The 22,961-nt window shown below is 71.5% G+C and carries 19 protein-coding genes; 6 read left to right on the forward strand and 13 right to left on the reverse strand.

Translation table 11 applies throughout. The features are described from left to right. Position 1: 1 nt before the first annotated feature. The 3 genes from OG984_RS08160 to OG984_RS08170 form a co-directional block, all read right to left on the reverse strand. Positions 2–1,771 (reverse strand): sensor histidine kinase, encoded by a 1,770-nt coding sequence (locus tag OG984_RS08160; RefSeq protein WP_328531086.1) that lies wholly within the window; start codon positions 1,769–1,771, stop codon positions 2–4. Between the two features lie 26 nt (positions 1,772–1,797). Then, positions 1,798–2,466 carry a response regulator transcription factor gene (locus tag OG984_RS08165; RefSeq protein ID WP_328531087.1) on the reverse strand — a complete coding sequence of 223 codons (669 nt, stop codon included), beginning with the start codon at positions 2,464–2,466 and terminating at the stop codon, positions 1,798–1,800. Between the two features lie 94 nt (positions 2,467–2,560). Beyond that, positions 2,561–3,313: a DUF4389 domain-containing protein gene (locus tag OG984_RS08170; protein WP_328531088.1), complete on the reverse strand. Its 753-nt coding sequence runs from the start codon at positions 3,311–3,313 to the stop codon at positions 2,561–2,563. Positions 3,314–3,457: 144 nt separating this feature from the next. Here OG984_RS08170 and OG984_RS08175 point away from each other — a divergent pair, with 144 nt between their 5' ends. Both OG984_RS08175 and OG984_RS08180 read left to right on the forward strand, forming a co-directional pair. Further along, positions 3,458–3,991: a flavodoxin family protein gene (locus tag OG984_RS08175; RefSeq protein WP_328531089.1), complete on the forward strand. Its 534-nt coding sequence runs from the start codon at positions 3,458–3,460 to the stop codon at positions 3,989–3,991. A gap of 1 nt (position 3,992) precedes the next feature. Beyond that, complete coding sequence (locus tag OG984_RS08180; protein ID WP_328531090.1) at positions 3,993–4,976, forward strand: Acg family FMN-binding oxidoreductase; 984 nt, start codon at positions 3,993–3,995, stop codon at positions 4,974–4,976. A gap of 49 nt (positions 4,977–5,025) precedes the next feature. Here OG984_RS08180 and OG984_RS08185 read toward each other — a convergent pair whose 3' ends face one another. Together OG984_RS08185 and OG984_RS08190 are read right to left on the reverse strand one after the other, a co-directional pair. Beyond that, complete coding sequence (locus OG984_RS08185; protein WP_328531091.1) at positions 5,026–6,210, reverse strand: universal stress protein; 1,185 nt, start codon at positions 6,208–6,210, stop codon at positions 5,026–5,028. A gap of 31 nt (positions 6,211–6,241) precedes the next feature. Further along, complete coding sequence (locus OG984_RS08190; protein WP_196874427.1) at positions 6,242–6,664, reverse strand: Hsp20/alpha crystallin family protein; 423 nt, start codon at positions 6,662–6,664, stop codon at positions 6,242–6,244. A gap of 178 nt (positions 6,665–6,842) precedes the next feature. Here OG984_RS08190 and OG984_RS08195 point away from each other — a divergent pair, with 178 nt between their 5' ends. The 3 genes from OG984_RS08195 to OG984_RS08205 all read left to right on the forward strand — a co-directional run bounded on the left by OG984_RS08195 (position 6,843) and on the right by OG984_RS08205 (position 9,809). Then, positions 6,843–7,817 (forward strand): 1-phosphofructokinase family hexose kinase, encoded by a 975-nt coding sequence (locus OG984_RS08195; RefSeq protein WP_328531092.1) that lies wholly within the window; start codon positions 6,843–6,845, stop codon positions 7,815–7,817. A 118-nt stretch (positions 7,818–7,935) separates the two neighbouring features. After that, a complete protein-coding gene (locus tag OG984_RS08200; protein ID WP_328531093.1) occupies positions 7,936–9,054 on the forward strand; it encodes a DUF2157 domain-containing protein in 1,119 nt (372 codons plus the stop codon). Continuing rightward, positions 9,054–9,809 carry an ATP-binding cassette domain-containing protein gene (locus OG984_RS08205; RefSeq protein ID WP_328531094.1) on the forward strand — a complete coding sequence of 252 codons (756 nt, stop codon included), beginning with the start codon at positions 9,054–9,056 and terminating at the stop codon, positions 9,807–9,809. The genes OG984_RS08200 and OG984_RS08205 overlap by 1 nt, the downstream gene beginning before the upstream one ends. Here OG984_RS08205 and OG984_RS08210 read toward each other — a convergent pair. From OG984_RS08210 to OG984_RS08245, 8 genes are all read right to left on the reverse strand, one after another. Next, positions 9,795–10,469, reverse strand: coding sequence for a molybdopterin dinucleotide binding domain-containing protein (locus tag OG984_RS08210; protein ID WP_328531095.1), 675 nt, complete (start codon positions 10,467–10,469; stop codon positions 9,795–9,797). The genes OG984_RS08205 and OG984_RS08210 overlap by 15 nt on opposite strands. Next, positions 10,466–11,983 carry a bifunctional aminoglycoside phosphotransferase/ATP-binding protein gene (locus OG984_RS08215; RefSeq protein ID WP_328531096.1) on the reverse strand — a complete coding sequence of 506 codons (1,518 nt, stop codon included), beginning with the start codon at positions 11,981–11,983 and terminating at the stop codon, positions 10,466–10,468. Before OG984_RS08215 ends, OG984_RS08210 begins: the two co-directional genes overlap by 4 nt. Next, the gene (locus OG984_RS08220) at positions 11,980–13,002 is read right to left on the reverse strand and encodes a zinc-dependent alcohol dehydrogenase family protein (RefSeq protein ID WP_328531097.1); all 1,023 of its coding nucleotides are present in this window, start codon (positions 13,000–13,002) and stop codon (positions 11,980–11,982) included. The genes OG984_RS08215 and OG984_RS08220 overlap by 4 nt, the downstream gene beginning before the upstream one ends. Continuing rightward, a complete protein-coding gene (locus tag OG984_RS08225) occupies positions 13,002–15,755 on the reverse strand; it encodes a bifunctional acetate--CoA ligase family protein/GNAT family N-acetyltransferase (RefSeq protein WP_328531098.1) in 2,754 nt (917 codons plus the stop codon). The genes OG984_RS08220 and OG984_RS08225 overlap by 1 nt, the downstream gene beginning before the upstream one ends. A gap of 126 nt (positions 15,756–15,881) precedes the next feature. Then, entirely contained in the window at positions 15,882–17,045 is a 1,164-nt protein-coding gene (locus OG984_RS08230) for an ABC transporter permease (protein ID WP_328531099.1), read from the reverse strand. Beyond that, positions 17,042–18,217, reverse strand: coding sequence for an ABC transporter permease (locus OG984_RS08235; protein WP_328531100.1), 1,176 nt, complete (start codon positions 18,215–18,217; stop codon positions 17,042–17,044). Before OG984_RS08235 ends, OG984_RS08230 begins: the two co-directional genes overlap by 4 nt. 2 nt (positions 18,218–18,219) lie before the next feature. Continuing rightward, complete coding sequence (locus OG984_RS08240; RefSeq protein WP_328531101.1) at positions 18,220–19,206, reverse strand: ABC transporter ATP-binding protein; 987 nt, start codon at positions 19,204–19,206, stop codon at positions 18,220–18,222. Then, positions 19,203–20,096 carry a universal stress protein gene (locus OG984_RS08245; RefSeq protein ID WP_328531102.1) on the reverse strand — a complete coding sequence of 298 codons (894 nt, stop codon included), beginning with the start codon at positions 20,094–20,096 and terminating at the stop codon, positions 19,203–19,205. The genes OG984_RS08240 and OG984_RS08245 overlap by 4 nt, the downstream gene beginning before the upstream one ends. A 247-nt stretch (positions 20,097–20,343) precedes the next feature. Here OG984_RS08245 and OG984_RS08250 point away from each other — a divergent pair, with 247 nt between their 5' ends. Next, on the forward strand, positions 20,344–22,941 hold the full coding sequence (locus OG984_RS08250; RefSeq protein WP_328531103.1) for a cation-translocating P-type ATPase: 2,598 nt from the start codon (positions 20,344–20,346) through the stop codon (positions 22,939–22,941). The last annotated feature ends 20 nt before the right edge of the window (positions 22,942–22,961 follow it).

The raw sequence follows: 22,961 nt of genomic DNA on the forward strand, positions 1-22,961 counted from the left end.
CTCAGCTCAACGGCACCGACCATTCGACGACGGTCCCTTTCGGCTTCGCCTTCTCGACGGTGCACCGACCGCCGTGCGCCTCGGCGCGGTGGCGCATGTTGGCCAGGCCGCTCTCCACCGCGGCGTCGGGGATTCCCACCCCGTCGTCGCGGACCCGGAGCACGAGCTCGGTGCCCACCGTCAGCGACACGTCGACCTCGCTGGCGCGCGCGTGGCGGGCCGTGTTCGACAGCGCCTCGCCGAGCACCGCGACCACGTCCTTGGCCACCTCGGGAGGCGTCCTCAGCCGGATCGGGCCTTCGAAGGCGAGCTTCGGACGGAACTTGAGCGAGGTCGCGGCCCGGTTGACCAGCTCGGTGACCTGCGACTGGATGTCCCCGCTGTGATCGGGAGTGCCGAGCTCGAAGACCGCCCGCCGGAGGTCGCGGATCGTCTCGTCGATGTCCTCGACGGCCTGGTCCAGTCGGGCCCGCAGCTTCGGGTGGTCGGCCAGGTTGAGGCCGCCCTGGAGTCGCAGACCGATGACGAAGAGCCGCTGGATCACGATGTCGTGCAGGTCGCGGCCGATCCGGTCGCGGTCGTCGTAGACGGCCAGCCGCTGACGCTCCTCACGGCTCTGCGCCAGCCGGATGGCCACCGCCACCTGTCCGGCGAAGGCGTCGGCGACCGCGAGGTCGACGTCTTGCGCCTGCTCGGCGTTCTCTCGTCTCCAAGCCAGCGCGAGCGCACCGACGGCGTTCATCTCCTCGGACGGGTCGGTGCGGCCCAGCGGCACGAGCACGCCCGGGCCGATGTCGCTCAGGTCGATGACCGCTGCCGCACTTCCGCCCTCGGCAGCGCCCGCGATCTCCTCCACGATCATCGGCACACCCTCTCGGATCGCCTGCCCTGCCACCGACTCGCGCAGCGGAGCGCGCTTCAGCACGTCGTTGTCCACGTCGGTGCCGGAGACGACCTCCACCCGTAGGCGGTCAGCGGCCGGACCGGTGACGATCCAGGCGACGTCGGCGCCGGCGACCTCGCGGGCCCGGTCGACCACCAGCTGGAGAGCGGAGGCGCGGTCGATGTCGCCCATCAGCGCGCTGGTGATCTCGGCGCGCGCGTCGAGCCAGCGTCCGCGACGGGCGGCCTCCTCGGCCAGCAGGGCGTTCTGGATCGCGACGCCGGCGGCTGCGGCCAGGGCGACCACGATGTTCTCGTCCTGGTCGGTGAAGTCCTCACCGTCGGCCTTCTCGGTGAGGTAAAGGTTGCCGAACACCTTCTCGCCGATGCGCACGGGCACACCGAGGAAGGACCGCATCGGCGGATGATGCTTGGGAAACCCGTAGGAGACCGGGTGCTCGTTGATGTCCTGCAGGCGGACCGGCTCGGGGTGGTCGATCAGCAGCCCGAGCAGGCCGTGGCCGGTGGGCAGGTCTCCGATCCGGAGCTGCTGCTCGGCGGAAAGACCTCGGGTGATGAACAGGCGCAGCCGTCGCTCGCCGCCGCTGGCCAGGACGCCGAGCGCTGCGTACTTCGCCCCGGCCAGCGCCTGGGCGACCTCGACGATCCGGTCCAGCAGGTCGTCGATCGAGAGGCCCGCACCCATCGTCACGATGGCGTCGAGCAGCAGCCGCCAGCGCACCTGCTCGTCTCGAGCGTCGGTGACCCTGTCGAGGACTTCGGTCAGCAGCTCGTCGAGCGGTGTGCTGCGCAGCGCTGTCTCTGCCGTGTCATCTGGTGCGTGGCGTTGCCGGGGTGGTGGCGTACGTCCCACATCGACCCTCCCCATCGAACGAGTGGTACGCCTCCAACCTATCAACCCTGCAATGTCTTGGTGACCAGAATCGCCGCCTGGGTCCTGCTCTCCAGGCCGAGCTTGGCGAGCAGGGAGGAGACGTAGTTCTTCACCGTCTTCTCGGCCAGATGCATCTCCTTGCCGATCTGCCGGTTCGTCAGACCCTCGCCGATGAGCTCGAGGATCCGGCGCTCGTGGTTGGTGAGGTTCTCGAAGACCGAGTTGGTCTTGGGCCCGCTGCGGATGCGCTCCAGCACCTGTGCGGTGACCGCCGGGTCCAGCATCGACTTGCCCGCGGCGACCTGGCGCACGGTCTCGACGAGGTCGCCGCTGCGGATCTGCTTGAGGAGGTAGCCCGCAGCCCCCGCCATGATCGCGGAGAACAGCGCGTCGTCGTCGTCGAAGGAGGTCAGGATCAGTGCGGCGATGCTCGGGTCCACGGAGCGGATGTCACGGCAGACGTCGATGCCGGACCCGTCGGGGAGCCGGCCGTCGAGGATCGCGACGTGCGGTCGCATGGCCGGAATCCGTCGACGGGCCTCTTCGGCGAGTCCGGACTCCCCGACGACGATGATGTCGTCCTCGTCCTCGAGGAGGTCCTTGATCCCCCGGCGGATCACTTCATGGTCGTCGAGCAGAAAGACCCGGATGGGCTCTGATGCGCCCTCGGGCGCTGCTGATTCGGTCACCAGACCAACCTACGGCCGAGAACGACGCCTGCCAATGCACGTCTGACCCGTGCGACGAGGACCAAGGTCCCTCGCCGGGCTTGCGAGGTCTCGATCACTGCTGTCCGGTTCCGACGGGATACTCGGTGACCGGCGGCGTTGCTTCGGCCCCGGCGGGGGCCGAAGGTTCCGGCGACACCGGGGCGACCGGCTCGCTCCCACCCTGGTCGAGCCGGAAAGGCGGATAGCTGTCGGTCATCAGGAAGACGTACGCCGCGACCCGCGCCGCCCATCTGTCCATCCCGAGGACCAGGTCGAAGATGCCTCGCGGATAGCCGCGCCCGAAGAGCATCGCGACGCCGGCGAAGAGGACCAGGAGCCCGACGATCCCGCTCCCCCAGGTCCAGGTGTCGGGGTCGTTGCTGGCCTGCGTGACGTACAGCCCACCACCCACGAAGAAGCCGAGGACCAGCAGGTGCGGGATCGCCAGCAGCCACGACTTCACCAGGACCAGACCGCGCGATAGCCGCTCGGGGTAGGCGATGTGGAGGCGAGCCGGGTAGTCGGCGACGTCCTCGAGGGTGAACGGCGGGTACGCGTCGGTGCCGAGCGCGGCGTAGCCGTAGAAGTCCACCCGCCAGGTCCAGCGCAGCACACCGAGGTTGAAGTCGAAGATCGCCCGCGGGTAGCGGCCGGTGAACAGGATCGCGAACCAGGCGACCACGCTGAGCACGGTGAAGGCGATCCAGAGGAACAACAGGATGATGTAGTGCGGGATCAGCAGGAGCCACTTGACCAGCCACAGCGCGCGACTGGTGCGGGGGTCGAGCTGCCCCTCGAGCACCACCGGGGATTCGTGTGAGTTCATGCCACCAGCCTCTGCGCCCCACCGGGCGACTGCATCGGACCTAGGTCCTCGGGTCGGGGACGTGTGCCACTGCCCGGTCACGTCCGTTCGGCCGAGGCTGGTGTCATCGGCACCACGCAGGGGGCGTGGCGCACAGGAAAGGACGTGAACCAGATGCGAGCAGCCGTCGTCTACGAGTCGATGTTCGGCAACACCGCCACCCTCGCGACCTCCGTCGCCAATGCCCTTCGGCGCGGCGGGATGGAGGTCAAGGTGATCCCGGTGGCACTGGCCGGCGCCGACGTGCTCCGTGCCCATGACCTGGTCGTGATCGGAGCTCCGACGCACGCACTCGGCATGAGCAGGCCGAGCACGCGAGCCGACGCGGTGCTGCAAGGCGCTCCGGCAGAGGTCGAGGCCCGCGGGATCCGGGAGTGGCTCGAGGAGCTCGAGGACCGCGACGCGGACTCGGTGCGCATCGCCGTGTTCGACACCCGGGCGCGGGCGATGCGTCATCTCCCCGGCTCTGCCGCCAAGCACGCGGCCCACCTGCTGCGGCGCCGTGGCTACGACGTCGCCCCGTCGGTGAGCTTCTACGTCCGCGGCGTGGAAGGACCCCTGGGCACCGACGAAGAGGCCCGCGCCGGCGACTGGGCCGCCGACCTCGGCCACCAGCTGATGCGACAGGTGGTGGTCTGAGATGTCGACCCTTCCCGACGAACCGACCCTGCGAGCGATCCTGGGGCTGGCATCGCGTGCGCCGTCGGTCCACAACACCCAGCCATGGGCCTGGGCCGTACGAGACCAGATGCTGCTCCTCCGGGCCGACCCGCACCGCAAGCTCCTCCACGCGGACCCCAACGAACGTGACCTGGTGATGAGCTGCGGTGCGGCGCTCCACGAGCTCGTCGTGGCCGCCGCCGGCACCGGGTGGGCGTGCACGGTGCACCGCACCCCCGAAGGCGGCCGCACCGATCTGCTGGCGGTCGTGACGTTCACGCCGCGCGAACCCGACACCGCCGACCTCGGCAGGCTCGCGGCCATCGAGCAGCGCCACACCGACCGGCGCCTGGTCTCGTCCTGGCCGGTCCCGCGCGAACGCCTCGACCATCTCGCCGAGCTGGTCCGTGACCACGCCGTCGTGGCCACCACGGTCCCCGACCATCTCCGTCCGGTGGTGCTGTCGGCGCTGGAGACCGCTCGCGCCCACCAGTCGACCGACGAGGCCTACCTCGCCGAGCTCTACTCCTGGACCCGCGGGGGCACCGAGGACGGCATCCCGGAGTCCAGCCTGCTCGCTGCCGGCAGCGACCCCTCCTCCTACTCCCGGTTCCCGGGCGGGACGCTCGCCGACGACTACGGCGATACCGGCGCGTCCGCCGAGGAATGGCTCGTCCTGGCGACCGCCTCGGACGACCCGCTCTCCTGGCTTCGCGCTGGCGAGGCGCTGGACGCGATCTGGCTCTCGTGCACCACCTCGGGCCTGGCCCTGGTGCCCTACACGCAGCCCATCGAGATCGGGTCCACCCGGCGTACGCTGCAGCACGACCTGCTCGGTGACAACTCCTGCCCGCAGGTGCTCGTACGGATCGGCTGGCCGCAGCGCCACCAGGCTCTGCTGCCGCCGACCCCACGACGTGCCGTCGACGACATCCTCCACCACGAGAGCGCGGCCTCGTCCTGACCCGGCCGGGCGCCCCGTCGGGCGCCCGGCCGGGCGATCAGCCGGCCGATCAGCCGGGCAGATGACGGGGCATGGCACTGGCCAGGGCGTGCCAGTCGGTCGGTACGACCGCGACCGGGACGGCCGCACGGTGCAACAGGCGCCGGCTCACCGAGCCCAACGGCATCCGCCAGTGCCGGCCGTGACCCGGCCGGCCGACCACGAGCAAGGACGCCTTCTCGGCAAGACCGAGGATCACGTCCGCGGGCGGGCCGTGAGGCGAGCGCTGGCTGACCGCGACGTCCGGATAGAGCGCGCGCAGCGGGCTCACCGCGGCGTCCAAGCCGTCGGCGATCCGCTCCATCCACTCCTCCTCGCTGTTGAGCAGCATCGGCGTACCGGACGTTGCCGGCGTGTCCCACGCCGAGACGGCGAGGAGCGGGAGACCGCGCCAGTGCGCGTACGCCAGTGCGAACTCGACCGCCTCCAGGTGCGGCTCGAGCGCGTCGATCGCCACCATCACCGGTCCCGCGGAATCGGGGTGTGGCGACCAGCCGGACGGCACGACCACGATCGGCACCTCAGCGTTCTGGGCGATGGTCATCGCCGTCGCGCCGACGTAGGAGCCGTCGGTGCCGTCCGCGTCCGCGCGCCCGAGGACGACCAGCTCCCGGTCTCGCGAGCGGGCCAGCAGGGCGCTCTCGGAACCGACCAGGACCGAGGAGGTCAGGTTCGCGCTCGGGTGCTCCTGATGCACCTCGTCGAGCAGCTCGGTCATCTCGTCCTTGGCCTCCGAGACCGAACCACGCAACGTACGCTCCCACGACGGCCCGGCGTCGTCGACGACATGACACAGCTCGATCCCGAGTCCGCCCGGCTCCGTGTGCGCCACCGCCCAGTCGATCGCCGGCGTGCGCCGCAGCGGCCGGTCGGCGCCGACGAGCATCCTCGGCGCGGACCGCGGCGGGCGTGCGCGATGTGCGAATCCCTCGCGACCCGACGGCTCCGGCTCGTCGACCTCGTGACGTGCGTCGATGAGCAGCCCGGCGGCGAGCCGCTCCAGAGCGCGGCTCGCCGCGAGTCGCTCACCGACCGCGAGATCCTGACCGGGGCACAGGCCGGCGGCGCCGGTGCCGACCAGTGCCGGCCGGCCTTCGGCGTAGAGCTTGGCCACGGCGTGCACCGTGCTCTCGTCATGGTCGAGGAACACGTCCACCGCCCACACGGTGGCGGCGCGCCGCTCCAGCTCGGACACTGCCTGTGATGATCCGTCGGATCGCACCGAATCAGCTCCCGTTGTGCTCGATGGCGACGCGTGTGGTCTTCGGCTCCTCGACCGCGTACGGCACCCGGACCTCCAGCACACCGTTGGTGTAGGTGGCACGGACCTCCTCGGCCTTGGCACCGCTGGGCAGCGGAAGCGTGCGCTCGAAGGACCCGTAGTGCAGCTCGCGCCGGTTGCGGTCGTGCTCCTCCTCGCGGCGCTCACCCCGGATCGTCATGAGGTCGCCGGCCACGTCGATCTGGATGTCCTTGTCCGGGTCGACCCCGGGCATCTCCGCGCGGACGACGTAGCTGCCGTCCTCGACGAAGTCCTCCACCCTGATGTAGGGCGCCGTCCCGAACGAACGCATCGCCGTCGACTCGGTCTCCAACCAGCCCAGCAGGTCCGCGATCGGGTTGGTCGGGCGCTTGATGATGGTGCTCATCTGTCCTCCCTGAGTTTCGTCGGGTGCCGTCGGCACCCCTCCGATCACAGTCTTGTTGTCGCTCGGCGGCGGGTTCACGAGACCTTGGTCACCCGGTCCGGGACCTCTGCCACCTGCCGTGCCCGGCCGGCGATGGTTGCCTGAAGACGAACCCGCACGACAGCAGGAAGGGCCGCTGATGCTCACCTCACCCGACGTCGTGACCATCACCCTGAACCCGGCGCTGGACGACTCCTTCTCCGTACCTCGGCTCGTGCCGGGTAGCAAGATGCGGTGCAGCGCCCCTCGGATCGACCCCGGCGGCGGTGGGATCAACGTGGCGCGCGTGCTGCACGTGCTCGGCGTTCCGACGCTGGCGATCTTCCCCGTGGCAGGTCACATCGGGCGGGCCCTCACCGAACTGCTCGAGATCGAGCAGCTGCCGTTCGAGGCGATCGACGTCCCCGGGGAGACCCGGCTGAGCCACCATGTGACCGAGCGGGACACCGGACTGGAGTACCGCTTCGTGCTGCCCGGGACGCCACTGTCCGGCGACGACCTGGACCGGTGTCTCGAGGCGGTGAGGCGTGCGGGGCGCCACGCGGCGTACGTCGTGCTCAGCGGCAGCCTGCCGCCGGGTGTCTCCGCCGACATCGTCCCTCGGGTGCAGTGCCTGAGCGACGCCGTCGGCGCCCGGCTCGTCGTGGACGCCTCCGGTGTCGCCCTCGCGCAGGCGCACGGCGCCTATCTGATCAAGCCGAGCGTGCGCGAGCTGGAGGAGCACCTGGGGCGGGAGCTCGCGACGACCGCGGAACAGCTGGAGGGGGCTCGGCAGCTCCTGGAGACCACGCGCGCAGGCGTCGTCGTACTCTCCCGCGGCCACCTGGGCATCGCCCTCATCACCCCGACGCGTACGCAGCTGCTCCCCGCCTTCTCCAACGACCTGGTCAGCGGCGTGGGCGCCGGTGATGCCCTCGTCGCCGGGATCATCGCCGGGCTGACCCAGGGCTGGGACCTCCCCCGGGCGGCGCGGCTGGGCCTGGCCTGCAGCGCGGCGATGATCGCGACCGCGGGCACCTCGGTGTTCACCCGCGAGGGTCTCGCCGAGCTCACCTCGGACCTTCCCGTGGAGCACTCCGGAGGCGGACCGCTCTCGGCGGCGGGGCTCGGGTGACCCGGCCGAACCGAACCGTTGCCTGGTGATGGCTTCCTACCCCGCCCGCTGGGACCTTCGACACTGAGCGGCGCGGCGCACGCGGCGAAGACTGAAGAAGAAGAGAAAGGGGCACACCATGTTTGCTCACGTAGCCCACCGAACGCCCGCCTCCCGCCCCGCGAAGCCGAATCCCGACGAGCCCGTTCCGCTCGAGTCGCTCGTCGAGGGCTGGGTGGCTGATCGGCTGATCACCCGCCAGCAGGCCGCCATGATCATGGCTCGCGACGTGATCGTCCAGCGGGCTGCCGCTGCGCACGAGAGCCCCCACCAGCGTTCCTCGCTCGTCACCGAGGCGCTCGGCTACCTCGGCGGCGTCATCATCCTGGTCGCCTCGATCCTGATCGCGTCGTTGTACTGGGACCAGATCGGCACCACCGCCCGGCTGGTCATCGTCGGCGGCGTCGCCGTCGTGCTGCTCGCCGCCGGGTTCGCCGTCCCCGCGCGTATCGGCGAGGTCGGTGAACGGCTGCGCTCGATCCTGTGGCTGGTATCGACCGGCGCGCTCGCCGGGTTCCTGGGCCTGCTCGGCGGGGACGCGCTGGACCTCGCGGGCAAGCACGTCTTCCTGCTGGTCAGCGCCGGCATCGCCGCGTACGCCGCCGGCCTGTGGTTCCTCGGCCGTACGCTCCTCCAGCAGCTCGTCACCATGGTCGGCTTCGTCCTGACCGCCGCGGCTCTCACCAACGAGCTCGACGTCGGCGACGCGCTGCCCGGGTTCGCCGCCTGGGGCACCGCCCTGATCTGGTCGCTGCTCGGCTGGGGCGGGGTCCTCGAGCCGAGGCGCTTCGTCATGGTGTTCGGGGCCGCCGGGATGTTCGCCGGAGCCCTCACCACGATCCCCACCACCGGCGGCATCGTCCTGGCTCTCGCGACGTCGGTCGCCGTCGTCGCGACCTCGGTTCTCTTCCGTGACCTCCTGCTCCTCGCCGTCGGCGCGCTCGGCACCCTGCTCGTGCTTCCGTCGTCCGTCATCGAGCTGTTCCCCGGTGATCTGGCGGCGCCGATCGTCATGCTCGTGGTGGGCGCGCTTCTCGTCGGCGCCGGCCTGTTCATCGCGCGACGACGCCACACGGCCCCCGAGGCGGCAACGCCCGGCCACGACTTCTCCGCCGGCAGCCCCGCGGCCGCGATCACGGCATCGGGAGTCGCCGGAACGATCGTGGCGATCGTGATCGTGACACTGGCGGTGATCTGATGGCCGAGCCGCTGCTCCGCCTGGAGCACCTGTCCAAGAACTTCGGGGCCGTCCACGCGCTCACCGACGTGACCCTCGACATCCCCGCCGGTCAGGTGACCGCGCTCGCCGGTGACAACGGCGCCGGCAAGTCCGTGCTGATCAAGTGCGTCGCCGGAATCCACCGTCCCAGCAGCGGGCGCATCCTGTGGGAAGGCAGGCAGGTCGAGCTGCGAACCCCACGTGAGGCTGCCGATCTCGGCATCGCCACCGTCTACCAGGACCTCGCTCTCTGCGACAACCTCGACGTCGTGCAGAACATGTTCCTCGGGCGTGAGCGGCTCCACCACGGGCTGCTCGACGACGACGACATGGAAGGCGCGGCCAGGGAGACCCTGCGTGGACTCGGCGTGACCACGATCCGCTCGGTGCGGCAACCCGTCGGCTCGCTCTCCGGCGGTCAGCGCCAGTCGGTGGCCATCGCCAAGTCAGTGCTCTGGCACGCCAAGCTCGTGATCATGGACGAGCCGACCGCGGCCCTGGGCACCGCTCAGACCGAGGTCGTGCTCGACCTGATCCAGCAGCTCGCCGTCCGAGGGATCGGGGTGATCGTGATCTCCCACAACATGAACGATGTCTTCCGCGTCGCCGACCGGATCGCGGTGTTCTACCTCGGTCGCCTCGTCGCCGTGCGCCCGGCCGCCGAGCTCGACATCCGCAGCGTGGTCCAGCTCATGACCACCGGCAAGGTCGTCGACTCCTCACCGGTCGCCTGACCCGTTCGGCAGCGGTGACCTCGGCCGGTCGGCCTGCTCCAGTCGAACCGCCGTCACCTTGTACTCGGGGCAGTCGGTGACCTCGTCGGTGTTCTCGGAGGTCAGCACGTTTGCGGGCACGTCGGGAAAGTGGAAGCTCATGAAGACCTCACCGGGCGAGACGTCCTCCGTGCGCCGGACCCGGGCGAGCACCGATCCGCGCCGGCTGGTCACCCGGACACCGGAGCCCTCGTCCAGACCGAGACGTGCGGCGTCATCGGGATGGATGTCGAGGTGCTCGGCCGGAGCGATCTCGACGTTCGGGGTGCGCCGGGTCATCGTGCCGGCGTTGTAGTGGGCGAGCCGGCGTCCGGTGATGAGGGTGTAGGGGTAGCCGCTGTCCGGCTCCTCGCCGGGAGGCAGCCACTCGCGTGCGTAGAGCTCGGCTCGTCCCGACGGGGGTGCCTCGACCTCGTCGACGTGCCGTCCGGCGGAAGCGACGAAGCAGCCGGTGCCGGTGCACAGCCGCACATGACGGTCGCCCCGAGGCGCCCGGCTGTCGGCGAAGTACGTCGCCGCACCGTAGGCAGCGGCCTCGGGAAGCGGACCGCCGCGCAGCAGCAGCTCCTCGACCGGCCTGGGCGATCTCTCCGGACCCACGGGCCCCCGTCCGTTCCTCATCGCAGCACCTTCCTCACATCGCTTCGCTGACCGAGCACGGCGGCGATCGCGATCTCCACCGACTCGGTGACGGCGCCACCGGTGTCGATCGTGACGGCTCCCGGCCAGGGCCGTTCGGCTCGTCTCAGGTTGGCCGCGACCATCTCGTCGGCATCCGAGATGTCGGTGCGACCAGCGATCCGGGCGGCCGCGACCTCGGGAGCGACATCACAGCGCAGGACCGTGAACGTGCTGTACGTCGCACGCGCGACGTTCTCGACGAGGGTCCGATGCTCCGGGTCCGTCCAGGAGGCGTCGAGCACCACCGACTCTCCGTGGGCGAGCAGCGTGGCCGCGCGCTCGAGCAGCTCGGTGTAGGTCCGTGCGGTCCATGCCGGGCTGTAGATGCCCTGCTGCCACTCGGCCGCCGCGTGGTGCTCGGGATCGATGCCGGCCAGCTCCTTGCGCAGCCGGTCGCTGCTCAGCACGACCATGCCGAGCCGATCGGCGACACCTCGTGCCAGCGTCGACTTCCCGGTTCCCGGGGAGCCACCGACGGCGATGAGCCTGATCTCTCCGCGGCGCAGGTGGTCGTGGGCGAGCTCCGTGAGGCGTACGGCCTCCGCGGTCGCCTCGCCCGCCTCGTGGCGGGTGTGCGCCTGCCCGGCACGCAGGGCGGTCACCTTGGCTCGCATGAACGCGCGGTAGGCGATGTAGTGGTCCGCGAGGGACTCGGGGTAGGTGTCCGCCCCGAACTCGCGGTAGGCGGTCATCAGCTCCGCCGCGAGACCGGCGCCGCCGAGCCGCTCGAGATCCATCGCCAGGCAGGCGACGTCATCGAGGCCGTCGAGACGGCGCAGGCGGTCGTCGAACTCGAGGCAGTCGAGGATCCGCGGACCGTCGGGCAGACAGAAGATGTCGTCGGCGAGGAGATCGCCGTGGCCGTCGACGACTCGCCCGGTGCCGACCCGCTCGGCGAGCAGCGGCTCGCGGCCGTCGATGTAGCGGCTGCTGAGCAGGTCGACCTCGTCGACGAGAGCCTCGTCGAGAAGCCCGCCTCGGAACCGGGCGACCTCGTCCAGATTGTGCCGCCAGCGCGACCGGAGCGCCGGCGCGCCACCCTCGGCAGCGATCTCGGGCCCTCGCTCGGCGCGGGCGTGGAAGGCGGCGACGGTCCGCGCGATCCTGCGCACCTCCCCCACGACTGGCTCCCCCCGGCGAACCAGCGTGGCGAGACGCCGCTCGTCGGGCATGCGCCGCATCACGATCGCGGGCTCGGAGGAACCGTCGGCCAGCGGCAGCTCGGTCAGACCCACGTACACGTCGGCTGCGAGCCGGCGGTTGAGCTCCAGCTCCCGACGACAGACCTGGCGCCTGGCCTCCGGCTCACGAAAGTCCAGGAACGCCAGGTCGACGGGCTTCTTCAGCTTGTACGCGGTCTGCCCGACGAACACGACGAGTCCCGAGTGGGTCTCCCGCAGCCCTCCGTACGCCTCGCCGTCGATCCCCACCGGCATCGGTCCGGTCTCGGTCATGACGGCACCGAGGTTCTGGTCAGGCCGTTCATCTCGAGGACCGCGACGCCTCGTACCCGGTCCTCGGCGAGGTCTGCGATCGCCCGGTCGGCGTAGCCGATGGGATAGCGAGTGACCTCGGCGTGGAGGCCCAGCCGGCTGGCCAGCATGAAGAGCTCTGCGCCGTCGGCCCGGGTGTTCGAGGTGACGCTGGTGAGCGTGCGTTCGCGAAACAGATCGTGCTGGTAGTCGAGCTGCGGGATGTCGGAGAGATGGATACCGGCGACCGCACAGGTGCCACCGGCTTCGAGCCCGGCGAGCGCCTCGCGTACGACCTCCCCGGCGGGCGCGAACACGATCGCCGAGTCGAGCGGCGGGAGGACATCTCCGGGCTCGACCGCGGTGACCGCGCCGAGCTCGAGCGCCAGCCGGCGCGCCTGCTCACCGCGGGTGACGACATGCACCTCGGCGCCTTGATGGATCGCGATCTGCGCGGTCAGATGAGCGCTTGCCCCGAACCCGTAGAGGCCCAGCCGGCCTCCCTGTGGGAGCGCCGAACGGCGCAGCGCCCGATAGCCGATGATCCCTGCGCACAGCAGCGGCGCTGCCTGGACCGGGGTCAGCGACTCCGGGATCAGGTAGGTGTAGTCGATCGGTGCGACGGCGTACTCGGCATAGCCACCGTCGGCGTCCCACCCGGTGTAGCGGGACTGCTCGCAGAGGTTCTCGGCGCCGCGCCGGCACCATCGACACCGACCGCAGGTGGAGCGCAACCACGGCACCCCGATCCGGGCGCCGACCTCCGGCGCACCCACCTCGTGATCGCCGCGAGCCAGCACCCGCCCCACGATCTCGTGTCCCGGCACCACCGGACTGCGGTGGCGGGGAAGATCGCCGTCGACGACGTGCAGGTCCGTCCGGCACACGCCGCACGCCTCCACCGCGATCAGGACCTCCCCGGGAGCGGGCTCGGGGACCTGGATCTGACCTGCCGACAGACTTCCCCCGCCGACCGTCCTCCACCCGAGCATCTTCGCCATCAGGTGTCCCAGTCAGACCCGATCGACCCGATCGGAGGGCGCAGTCGCCTCACGTTCGGGTCAGGGGCCTGCGCTGCCGGGTGCAGCCGGATCTTCGCGTCGACGACCGAGACACCGCGCTCGTGCACGATCACGGGATTGAGGTCGATCTCGGCGACCTCCGGAAGATCGTCGGCAAGGCGACCGAGACAGACGAGGAGGTGCTCGACGGCGGCGGCGTCGGCCGCCGGCGCGCCGCGGTAGCCGGCCAGCAGCGGCGCGGTGCGCAGCTCCGCGATCGCAGCGGCGGCGTCGGCGCGGTTGAGCGGCGTCAGCCGGAAGCTCCGGTCCTCGATCAGCTCGGTGTACACCCCGCCGTACCCCACCATCACCAGGGGCCCGAAGACCTCGTCCTGGGTGACGCCGGCGATCAGCTCGACGCCGGCAGGGACCTGACGCTGGACGATCAGGCCCGGACGCTCGACCGCGATGCCGAGAAGCTCGTGCGCCGCGAGACGCACCTCGTCGGGACTTCGCAGACCGACGCGTACGCCCCCGACGTCGGTGCGATGCGCGACCGGGTCGGCGACCTTGACCACGACCGGGTACCCCACCCACTCCGCGGCGTCGACAGCCTCCTCCGCACCATCGGCCAGGACGCTCGGCAACACCCCGATCCCGTACGCAGCGAGCAGCTGCCGCGCGTCCGGCTCGGGGAGCCGGCACCCCTCCGGAGCCGCCCGCAGCGTGCGCGCGACCACCTCTCGAGCGGTCACCCGGCTCCCGGCAGGGGCTTCGGCGACCGGGGCGTGGGGCTCGGCACGCCACTCGGCGTAGCGGGCGATCGGGCCGAGGGCGCGGGCGGCGTCCTCGGGGAACGAGAACACGGGCACACGATGGTCACCGGCGCTGATCGGCCGGCTCGGGCCATGCGGGTCGAGTATCACGGCGACGGTCGCGACCGGGGGCGCGTCCTCGTCCGGACCGGCTCGCAACGCGGTGCGCAGCGCGCGGGTGAAGGATGCGTAGGAGAGGCCGGGCAGCGGGGTGCGCAGCGCGATCAGCATGTCGATCTCACCGCTGCGGGCGATGGTCGAGACCACGTCGGCGTATGCCTCCCAGCCGACGCCGGAGCCGAGATCGACGGGCATCTGCACGGAGGAGGCGTCCGGGACGATCTCCCGGATCGCGGCCATGGTCTCGGCGCTCAGCGTCGTGAGTTGCAGCCCCTCGCTCTCGCAGGCGTCGGCGGCCAGGATCGCCGGGCCGCCGGCATTGCTGATGATCCCGACCCGGCGGCCGGCGGGCAGAGGCTGGTTCGCGAGCACGCTGGTGGTCTGCAGCAGCTCCTCGAGACCGTGCACGCCGATCACCCCGCACTGCCGGAAGAGCGCGTCCACCGCGTCCGCGGACGTGACCGCCGAGGCGGTGTGCCCGAGCGCCCCCTGCCGGCCCCCACGGCTGCTGCCGCCCACCAGGGCGACGATCGGCTTGCGCGCGCTCAACTGCCTGGCCAGACGGGAGAACTTGCGCGGGTTGCCGAACGACTCCAGGTAGAGCGCGACCACGTCGGTGGCGTGGTCCTCGGCTGCGTACATGAGGAGGTCGTTGCAGCTGACGTCGGCCTTGTTGCCGGAGGAGATGAACGCCGACAGGCCCACGCCGAGCTCTTCGGCCCGCTGCAGCGCCGCGATCCCCACCGCGCCGGACTGGGTCATCATCGCCACCCGCCCGCGTCCTGCGCTCATGGGCGAGAAGGTGGCGTCCAGCCGGACGTCGGGATCGGTGTTGGCGACACCGAGGCAGTTGGGCCCGACCACGCGCATCCCCGATCCGCGGGCGATCGCCAGGACCTCGTCCTGCAGACGCCGCCCCTCCGGGCCCGCTTCGGCGAAGCCGCTGGAGAGGATCACCACGTCGCGTACGCCACCCTGAGCGCACTCCCGTACGGCCTTCGGCACCTCGGCGGCGGGCACCGCGACGACAGCCAGATCCACGGGTGCCACGTCGAGTATCGACGAGTGGCAGCGCATCCCCAGCAGGTAGTCGCAGTGGGGGTTGACGGGATGTACGGTGCCGGTGAACCGCGCCCGCAGCAGGTTGCGTACGACCTGGTGGCCGGGATGGGACTCGCGCCGGCTCGCACCGATCACGGCGACCGAGCGCGGCCGCAGCAGTGTGCCCATCGAGTCGGCGTCCGCCCGTTGCTCACGAGCGGCCATCGCCGCCAGCACGTGCTCGGTGAGCCGCACCGGGAAGCGCACCTCGACGGTCTCCCGGTGCGGGGACGAGGTGAGCTCGAACCCGGCATTCTGAAGCACGTCGAACGCGGCGGCGTTGTCAGCCATCACGTACGTCACGAGATCGGTCACGCCCACCTCGGCCGCCGCGACGGCCAGATGCTCCAGGAGCAGGGTGGCGACGCCGCGGTGGACATGCCGGTCGGCGACGACCAGCGCCAGCTCGGCCTCCCCGTCTCCTGCCGCCCTCGTGCAGCTCGCCAGCCCGGCGATGTGACCGTCGACGACCGCGACCTTCGCGACCGCCTCGCCACCGGCCAGCCGGGGCAGCAGGCCCTCGACGAACCGGGCTGCGTCGAGGTCGCCGACGTGGAAGAACCGCTCGTAGCGATGCCGGTCGGAGAGCTCCTCGTGGAGCTGGACCAGCCGGTCCCGGTCCCCGGGCACCGCGTCGCGTACGCGGGCGATCGTGCCGTCGCGCAGGAGCACGTCCTCGCCCGCCGGCCCGGTGCCCACCCCCGACCGTCCGATCATCCTGCTACCTCCTGCTGTCGATCTCGCTGCTGCCGATCTCTGCGTCATGACCACCAGCCAACCGCCGCCGCTCCTCGACCGTGAGAGAAGTGAGTCCGGAGGCGCGGGGTCCTTCGTCCCGGACACTCACCCGGTGAGGATCCGGCGGCGCAGCGCCCACGAGCCGATGCCGAAGAGGACCGCGGCGAACACCGCGAGCACGCCCAGCTGCGGCAGGATGTCGAGGACGGTGCCGTCGTGGCGTACCAGCGTCGCGAAGCCGTCGGCGGCCCACGCGTGCGGCGTCAGATGGGCGATCGTGAGCATCGTGGGCGAATAGAACTCCAGCGGCATCATCGAGCCGCCCAGGGCAGAGATGCCGAGCCCGGCCAGCAGGCCGACCGCTATGGACTGCTGGGCGTTCGTGGCGGCGGCTCCGAGCACCATGCCCGCTCCCCCTGCGACGGTCGCGAACAACAGCATCATCAGCGCCGCGGCGATCGGGTTGCCCCATGAGACACCGAACAGCAGGGCGGCACCGAGCATGATGATGAGACCCTGGACGACCGCGATCGCCACCCGTCCGAGAGCCTCCCCCGCCACGATGGTGGCGACCCTGGTGGGGGTGGCGAACATCCGGCGGGCCACGCCGAGCCGCCTGGTCTCGATCAGTGAGGCCGCCGTCGTCATCGAGGTGATGAAGATGAACAGCAGCAGCTGGCTGCTCGCGCCGAGATCGAAGCGGCCGAGATCCTCGGGAAGCGGCGCGGACCCGACCGTGGTGGTCGACACCGCGACGTCGGCGACCCGGCCGGCGAAGGCGTCCCCGCGGACGAGATTCGGCCGGAACTCGCCGCCCAGCTCACGCTGCAGGGTCCTGGCCACCCGGTACCGCCCTGCCTGGTCGTCGACGACGGCACGGACGATCATGCCGATCTGCTGGGCGCTCCGGTCGGACCGCGAGAGGTACTCGACCGTGGTGTCCCGCCCGCCCTCGAGCCGGTCGTCGTACGTCGCCGGGACGACGACCGCTGCTTCGAGGCCGCCCTCCTCGACCGCTTCGACCGCCTCGGCGCGGCTCTCGAAGCGACGTACGTCGATGCCCTCGGTGTCCTCGAGGGCGGCCACCAGGTCGCCGGAGAGCGCGCCCGCGACGGGCTGCACGACCCCGACCCGGGGCTCGTAGGAGCCGCCGAACGCGATGCCCAGCACCGTGATCATGAGCAGAGGGAAGAGCACGAAGAAGAAGGCGTTGGTGCGGTCCTTCAGGGACCGGCGCAGGTTCGTCCAGGCGATCGTGAGCGCGGTCATGGCGCCACGACCTTCCTGATCCGCAGCAGCGCGATCCCCATGGTGACCGCGGCCATGCCCAGCAGTGCCGCGGCCGACGGGAGTGCCTGCTCCGCTCCGCCACCGCCGGCGAGGTCGCCCAGACCGCCGAGGAACCAGGCGTGCGGCGTCACCAGGCTGAGGTTCGCGATCATCTCGCCTCCTTGCTGCACCGGGAAGAACGAACCGCCGAGAAGCCCCAGCGTGACGGCGACGACGGCCTGCCAGGTACCGGCCTGCTCGGAGGTTCTCGCCAGTGACGCGATGACGGAGGTGATGCCGGTGCCGGCCAGCACACCGGCGACGACCAGGAGCCCCACGCCGACCGGATCGCCCCAGTCGGCCCCCAGCATCAGTGCGCTGGCCACCATCAGGACGGTGAGGCTGACGATGCCGAGGACGACGCTGGTGAGCAGCTTGCCGACGAGGATCGCCCACCGCGGCACCGGTGCCGCCAGCAGGCGAGCCAGGGTGCCCTCGCCACGTTCGTCGATCAGCGACGAGACGCCGAACTGCACCGTGAACAGCAGGAAGAAGACCGCCATCGCTGCCGCGAAGTACGTCTTGACGTCGAGCACCCGTGCAGTCGCCGAGGCATCCTCGAGCGCCACGGGCGGGACACCGTGCACCGTCTCCTGCGCGACCCGCTCGATCTCGGCGGCGGTCAGTCCCGGCCGGGACGCTCCGACCGCGGCTACCGCCACGCGGGCCGCATCGAGGCCTCCGACGTAGGACCGGGCGACCGAGCGCGCCACCACGGTCGCGGTCGGCGCGTCGGCACTGCCCACCACGCGCAGCTCGGCGGGACGGGGGCTCGCGACGTCCGCGGCGAAACCCCGCGGCAGCACGAACGCCGCATCCAGGTCGCCGTCACGGACACCGGTCCTGGCCTGCTCCTCGTCGAGCTCGCTCACCTCGGCGACACCCTGCTCGTGCAAGGCGCCGAGGACCTCCTCGGTGAAGGCCTGCGAGACGCCGGTGCGGTCCTGGTCGACGACGGCGTACTCGAAGGCTCGCGGTGTCGCCGCGGGCCCGAACAGCAGGCTGAAGATGGCGGCGAGCGTGAACGGCACCACGATGGCGAGCAGGAAGGCGGAGCGGTCGCGGGCGCGCTGTCTCAGATCCTTGGCGGCGATCTGCAGGCTGGGGTGCATGGTCAGTCTCGCAGCCGCTTGCCGGTGAGACGGAGGAAGACCGTCTCGAGGTCGGGTTCCTCCACGGTCACCGAGCGCACCGTGCCGTGCCCGGCGGCGACCTGGATCACCCGCGGCAGCGACGACTCGGCGTCCGGCACGAGCACGTCGACCACGTCGCCCGTTCCGGTCACGCCGGTGACGTCCGGCAGCTCACGCAGCGCCGCGACCGTGCGGGCCGGGTCGCCGTCGAGGGTGAGACGGATGTGCTCGGCGTCGCCGAGCTGTGCGGTCAGCTGCCTCGGCGTACCTTCGGCGATCATTCGCCCGAGATCCATGATCGCGACCCTGTCGCAGAGTCGCTCCGCCTCTTCCATGTAGTGGGTCGTGTAGAGCACGCCCATGCCTTCGGCGCTGAGCCGCTCGACGCTGCCGAGGATCGCGTTCCGGCTCTGCGGGTCGACACCCACCGTGGGTTCGTCGAGCACCAGCAGGCGGGGCCGGTGGATCAGGCCGACCGCGATGTTGAGCCGGCGCTTCATGCCGCCGGAGTACTTCTCGACGCGTTCGCCCGCACGGTCGGTCAGGCCGACGATGTCGAGGACCTCCGCGACCCGGTCGCGGGCCTGGCGTCGGCCGATCCGGTACAGGGAGGCGAAGAAGAGCAGGTTCTCCCGACCGGTCAGATCGGGGTAGAGCGCGACGTCCTGGGGGACATACCCGATGGCGGCCTTGGCTCTGAGCGCACCGGGATGCATCTCCACACCGTCGACCTGCATCGAGCCGGAGTCCGCCTCCAGCACCCCGGAGATCATCGAGATGATCGTCGTCTTCCCGGCACCGTTGGGACCGAGGAGCCCGTACGTCTCGCCGCTGCCGATCCGGAACGAGATGCCGTCCACCGCCTTCACCGATCCGAAGGACCGGCGCAGGTCGGTGCACCTCAGCACGTCGCCCGCCGCCGGCGTCGCGGTGTCGGCGGTACGTAACGAGGTGGTCTCGACGTTCATGACGGCTCGGCGACCGGCGGAACCACCTCGACCGGGCACCCGGACTCGCGCAGCAGCGCATGTCCGGTGCCGCCCAGGCGGCGCAGCGGGAACGCGTGTCCGCGTCGGCCGATGATCAGCAGGGCCGCCTCCTTGGCCGCCTCCTTGATCATCCGGGCGGGCTGACCCCGGCGGATCTCGATCCACACGTCGATTCCGGCGGAGCCGGGAACCGTCCCACGGGCCCGTTCCAGGGTCCGCATCAGCCGGTGCCGGGCATCGGCCTCCCAGCCCGCCGCGTCGAGCTGCCCCAGCGTCGTCTCGTAGTAGACGGCCGGCACCTCCCACGCGTGGACGAGCACCAGGTCGCTGGCGCGGTCCCGGGCCTCCTCCAGCCCGCGGGCGACGAGCTCGGTGGAGGCATCGCAGTCGGCCACGGCGACGAACACCGTGCCCGTGCTCGGGGCGGCCTGTGGGACGGTCGGGACGACCACGACCGGAACCGGTGCCCGCGAAGCGACCCGGCCGGTCACCGAACCGGTCACGACCCGGGCCAGGCTGTGGTGGCGTTCGTCTCCCAGGACCACCAGCGTGGAGTCGCCGGCGGCGTGGACGAGCTCGGTCACCACCGCACCGTCGCGGAGCGTCGTCGAGACGCGGTCGGCGCCGACGAGCTCGGCGGCCTCCTTCTCCGCGCGGGCCAGAGCGGTCAGGCCGGCCTCACGTATCTGGTTCGCCAGGCCCGAGTAGCCGTACGGGTAGAAGACGCCCGTCGCGACGGCCAGGTCGACCACGTGGACGAGCCACAGGTCGGCGCCGCTGCGTCGGGCCTCGTCCGCGGCGTAGCCGATCGCGGCTCGACCACCCTCTCCCCCGTCGATACCGACCAGGATCCGCTCTTGCATGGACATGTTCTCTCCTCCGGGGACTCGGTGCGCGTCCGTGCCTCCAATCTCGCCGGGTCCGACGAGGCGCAGCAGGGCCATCGGTGCTCCGAGCCGAGGACCTAGGTCCACGGCGGCCGGCCAGGTCGCCGGGCAGGTGGGATGGCAGGACGGACGTCCACCCACCGGAGGACCTATGGTCCTGCGCCACGGCGCCGGTGTCGGGAAAAGTCGGGCGGAGGGGCTCGAACGAGACCCCACGAAGGAGGGGACCTTGACCGCTGGACAGGCAGAGGGCCACGTCCTCGACGACGAGCGGAACGGTCTCACCTCCGCGGATGCCGCCACCCTGCTGGCCCGGTTCGGGCCGAACGAGCTGCCGCGTCCGCCGCGTCGCCCATGGTGGCGGCTCCTGGTCGCTCAGCTCACGCACTTCTTCGCCGTGCTGCTGTGGGGCGCCGCCGGGCTCGCCCTGCTCGCGGGCATGCCGACCCTGGCGCTGGCCATCGCGATCATCGTCCTGCTCAACGGCGTCTTCGCGTACGCCCAGGAGCACCGCGCCGACCAAGCCGCGCAGAAGCTCGGCACCCTGATGCCGGCCAACACCCGGGTCGTCCGCGACGGCCGCACGGAGGAGGTCCCGGCGACCCAGGTGGTGCCGGGCGACGTCGTCCTGCTCGAGGCCGGCGACCGGGTGCCCGCCGACGGGACGCTCCTGCGCAGCGAGGAGATCACGGTCGACGAGTCGATGCTCACCGGCGAGAGCGTGCCGGTGCACAAGCCGGCCGGCACCGTCGTCCGAGCCGCCACGTTCCTGGTCCAGGGCAGCGGGCGGGTCCTGGTCACGGCCACGGGAGCGCGGACGGAGGTCGCCTCCGTCGCCGGCCTCATCGCCGGCGCCCATCGGCCGCCGAGCCCGCTGAACCGAGAGCTCGACCGGCTGGTCAGGATCATCGCCGCCGTCGCGCTGACGGTGGGAGTCGTCCTCGGCGTGACCTCGCTGCTGCTCGGCGGGACCGTCACCGGTGCCCTGCTGTTCGCCGTCGGCGTCAGCGTCGCCCTCGTTCCCGAGGGGCTGCTGCCCACGGTGACCCTGTCGCTGGCCCGCGGCGCGCAGCGGATGGCGGAGAGCAAGGCCCTGGTCCGGCATCTGGAGGCGGTCGAGACGCTCGGGTCCACCACGTTCATCTGCACCGACAAGACCGGCACGCTCACCCGCAACGAGATGACTGTGGTCGAGGTCTGGACCCCGGAAGGGCGTGCCGTCCCCGGTGGGGAGGGCTACGACCCCGAGGGCACCGTCTCCGGCGAGCCGGCGGCCGTACGCGTGGCCGCCGAGGCCGCCGGCGCGGCCCGCGCCTGCGTCACCGGGCGAGCCGTCCTCACGGACGAGGTGTGGCGGCCCTCGGGCGACCCGATGGAGGTCGCCATCGACGTCGTGGCCGCCCGGCTGGGGAGCGATGCCGGGGATCCCGCGATCCGGGTCCCGTTCGTCACCGAGCGCCGCTTCAGCGCCGCCGTGATCGAGGATCGGAGCTACTTCCTCGGGGCTCCGGAGCGGATCCTGCCCGGATGCGGGGAGGCCGACGCGGCCGCCACGGCGGTCCTCGACGCGTACGCCGACGAGGGCCGGCGCGTCGTCGCCGTGGCCCGCTCCCGCACCGACCGGCCGCCGGCCACGGCCGCCGAGCTCGCCGGTCTCCTCGACGAGCCCCTCGAGCTGCTGGCGCTGCTGGCCATCGAGGACCCACCGCGTGACGGCGTACGCGAGGCCCTGGAGTCGTGCCGCACCGCGGGCATCCGGGTGGCCATGATGACCGGCGACAACGCCCGGACCGCGGCCGCGATCGCCACCGAGGTCGACCTCCTGCGACCCGGCGGCGTCGTCGTCGAGGGCGACCGGCTGCCGTCCGACGACAAGGCGCTGGCGGACCTGCTCGACGACCCCCGCGGCGCGGTGGTCGCCCGTGTCACCCCGGCCGACAAGCTCCGGATCGCGAACGCGCTACGGCTGCACGGCCATGTGGTCGCGATGACCGGCGACGGGGTCAACGACGCCGCCGCGCTGCGTGGCGCGGACGTCGGTGTGGCCATGGGGCTGGGCGGCAGCGACGTGGCTCGCGACGCCGCCGACCTGGTGCTGCTCGACGACCACTTCGCGACCATCGTCAAGGCGATCGAGCTGGGCCGGGCGACCTACGCCAACATCCGCCGCTTCCTGACCTTCCACCTGACCGACAACGTGGCCGAGCTGGCGCCGTTCGCCGTCTGGGCGCTCTCGGGCGGCTCGATCCCGGCCGCGCTCGGGGTTCTCCAGATCCTCGCCCTGGACATCGGCACCGACATGCTTCCCGCTCTCGCGCTCGGTGCCGAGCCGCCGAGCAGGCGCACGATGGAAGGGCCTCGACGACGGGAGCGGGTGGCCAGCGGCTCGGTGCTGCGCCGGGCGTTCCTGGTGCTCGGGCCCATCGAGGCCGTTGCCGCCGTCGCAGCGTTCCTCTGGGTCCTGACCGGTGGGGGCTGGTCGCTCGGCGAGACTCCCGACGCCGCCTTGCTCGCGCGCGCCTCGGGGACGGCGTTCGCGGTGATCGCGGTCGCCCAGGTCGCCAACGCGTTCGCCTGCCGGAGCGAGGCCCGGCCGGCGTGGCGCATCGATCCCCGCCGCAACCCGCTGGTGTCGGCCGCCGTCGCGGTCGAGCTGGTGCTGCTCGCCGCCTTCCTCGGCCTGCCGTGGCTCGCCGAGATGCTCGGCGGCAGCTGGCCCTCGGGCGAGGGGTGGTTGTGGGCGCTCGGCGCCGGGCTCGTCCTGCTGCTCGGCGACTGGCTCCACAAGGTCTGGCGCGGCGCCCGCCGCCGTTCGACCACGAGGTGAGGAACCGCTCCGGCAGCTCC

It is taken from the genome of Nocardioides sp. NBC_00368 (genome assembly GCF_036090055.1).
Classification (GTDB): Bacteria; Actinomycetota; Actinomycetes; order Propionibacteriales; family Nocardioidaceae; genus Nocardioides.

Coding starts and splice junctions, on each gene's coding strand:
- OG984_RS08170 (WP_328531088.1), bottom strand. CDS start 3,313: ATGAACTCACACGAATCCCCGGTGGTGCTCGAGGGGCAGCTCGACCCC.
- OG984_RS08225 (WP_328531098.1), bottom strand. CDS start 15,755: ATGATCGGACGGTCGGGGGTGGGCACCGGGCCGGCGGGCGAGGACGTG.
- OG984_RS08180 (WP_328531090.1), top strand. CDS start 3,993: ATGTCGACCCTTCCCGACGAACCGACCCTGCGAGCGATCCTGGGGCTG.
- OG984_RS08245 (WP_328531102.1), bottom strand. CDS start 20,096: ATGTCCATGCAAGAGCGGATCCTGGTCGGTATCGACGGGGGAGAGGGT.
- OG984_RS08230 (WP_328531099.1), bottom strand. CDS start 17,045: ATGACCGCGCTCACGATCGCCTGGACGAACCTGCGCCGGTCCCTGAAG.
- OG984_RS08160 (WP_328531086.1), bottom strand. CDS start 1,771: ATGGGGAGGGTCGATGTGGGACGTACGCCACCACCCCGGCAACGCCAC.
- OG984_RS08220 (WP_328531097.1), bottom strand. CDS start 13,002: ATGGCGAAGATGCTCGGGTGGAGGACGGTCGGCGGGGGAAGTCTGTCG.
- OG984_RS08200 (WP_328531093.1), top strand. CDS start 7,936: ATGTTTGCTCACGTAGCCCACCGAACGCCCGCCTCCCGCCCCGCGAAG.
- OG984_RS08240 (WP_328531101.1), bottom strand. CDS start 19,206: ATGAACGTCGAGACCACCTCGTTACGTACCGCCGACACCGCGACGCCG.
- OG984_RS08210 (WP_328531095.1), bottom strand. CDS start 10,469: ATGAGGAACGGACGGGGGCCCGTGGGTCCGGAGAGATCGCCCAGGCCG.
- OG984_RS08235 (WP_328531100.1), bottom strand. CDS start 18,217: ATGCACCCCAGCCTGCAGATCGCCGCCAAGGATCTGAGACAGCGCGCC.
- OG984_RS08205 (WP_328531094.1), top strand. CDS start 9,054: ATGGCCGAGCCGCTGCTCCGCCTGGAGCACCTGTCCAAGAACTTCGGG.
- OG984_RS08195 (WP_328531092.1), top strand. CDS start 6,843: ATGCTCACCTCACCCGACGTCGTGACCATCACCCTGAACCCGGCGCTG.
- OG984_RS08215 (WP_328531096.1), bottom strand. CDS start 11,983: ATGACCGAGACCGGACCGATGCCGGTGGGGATCGACGGCGAGGCGTAC.
- OG984_RS08190 (WP_196874427.1), bottom strand. CDS start 6,664: ATGAGCACCATCATCAAGCGCCCGACCAACCCGATCGCGGACCTGCTG.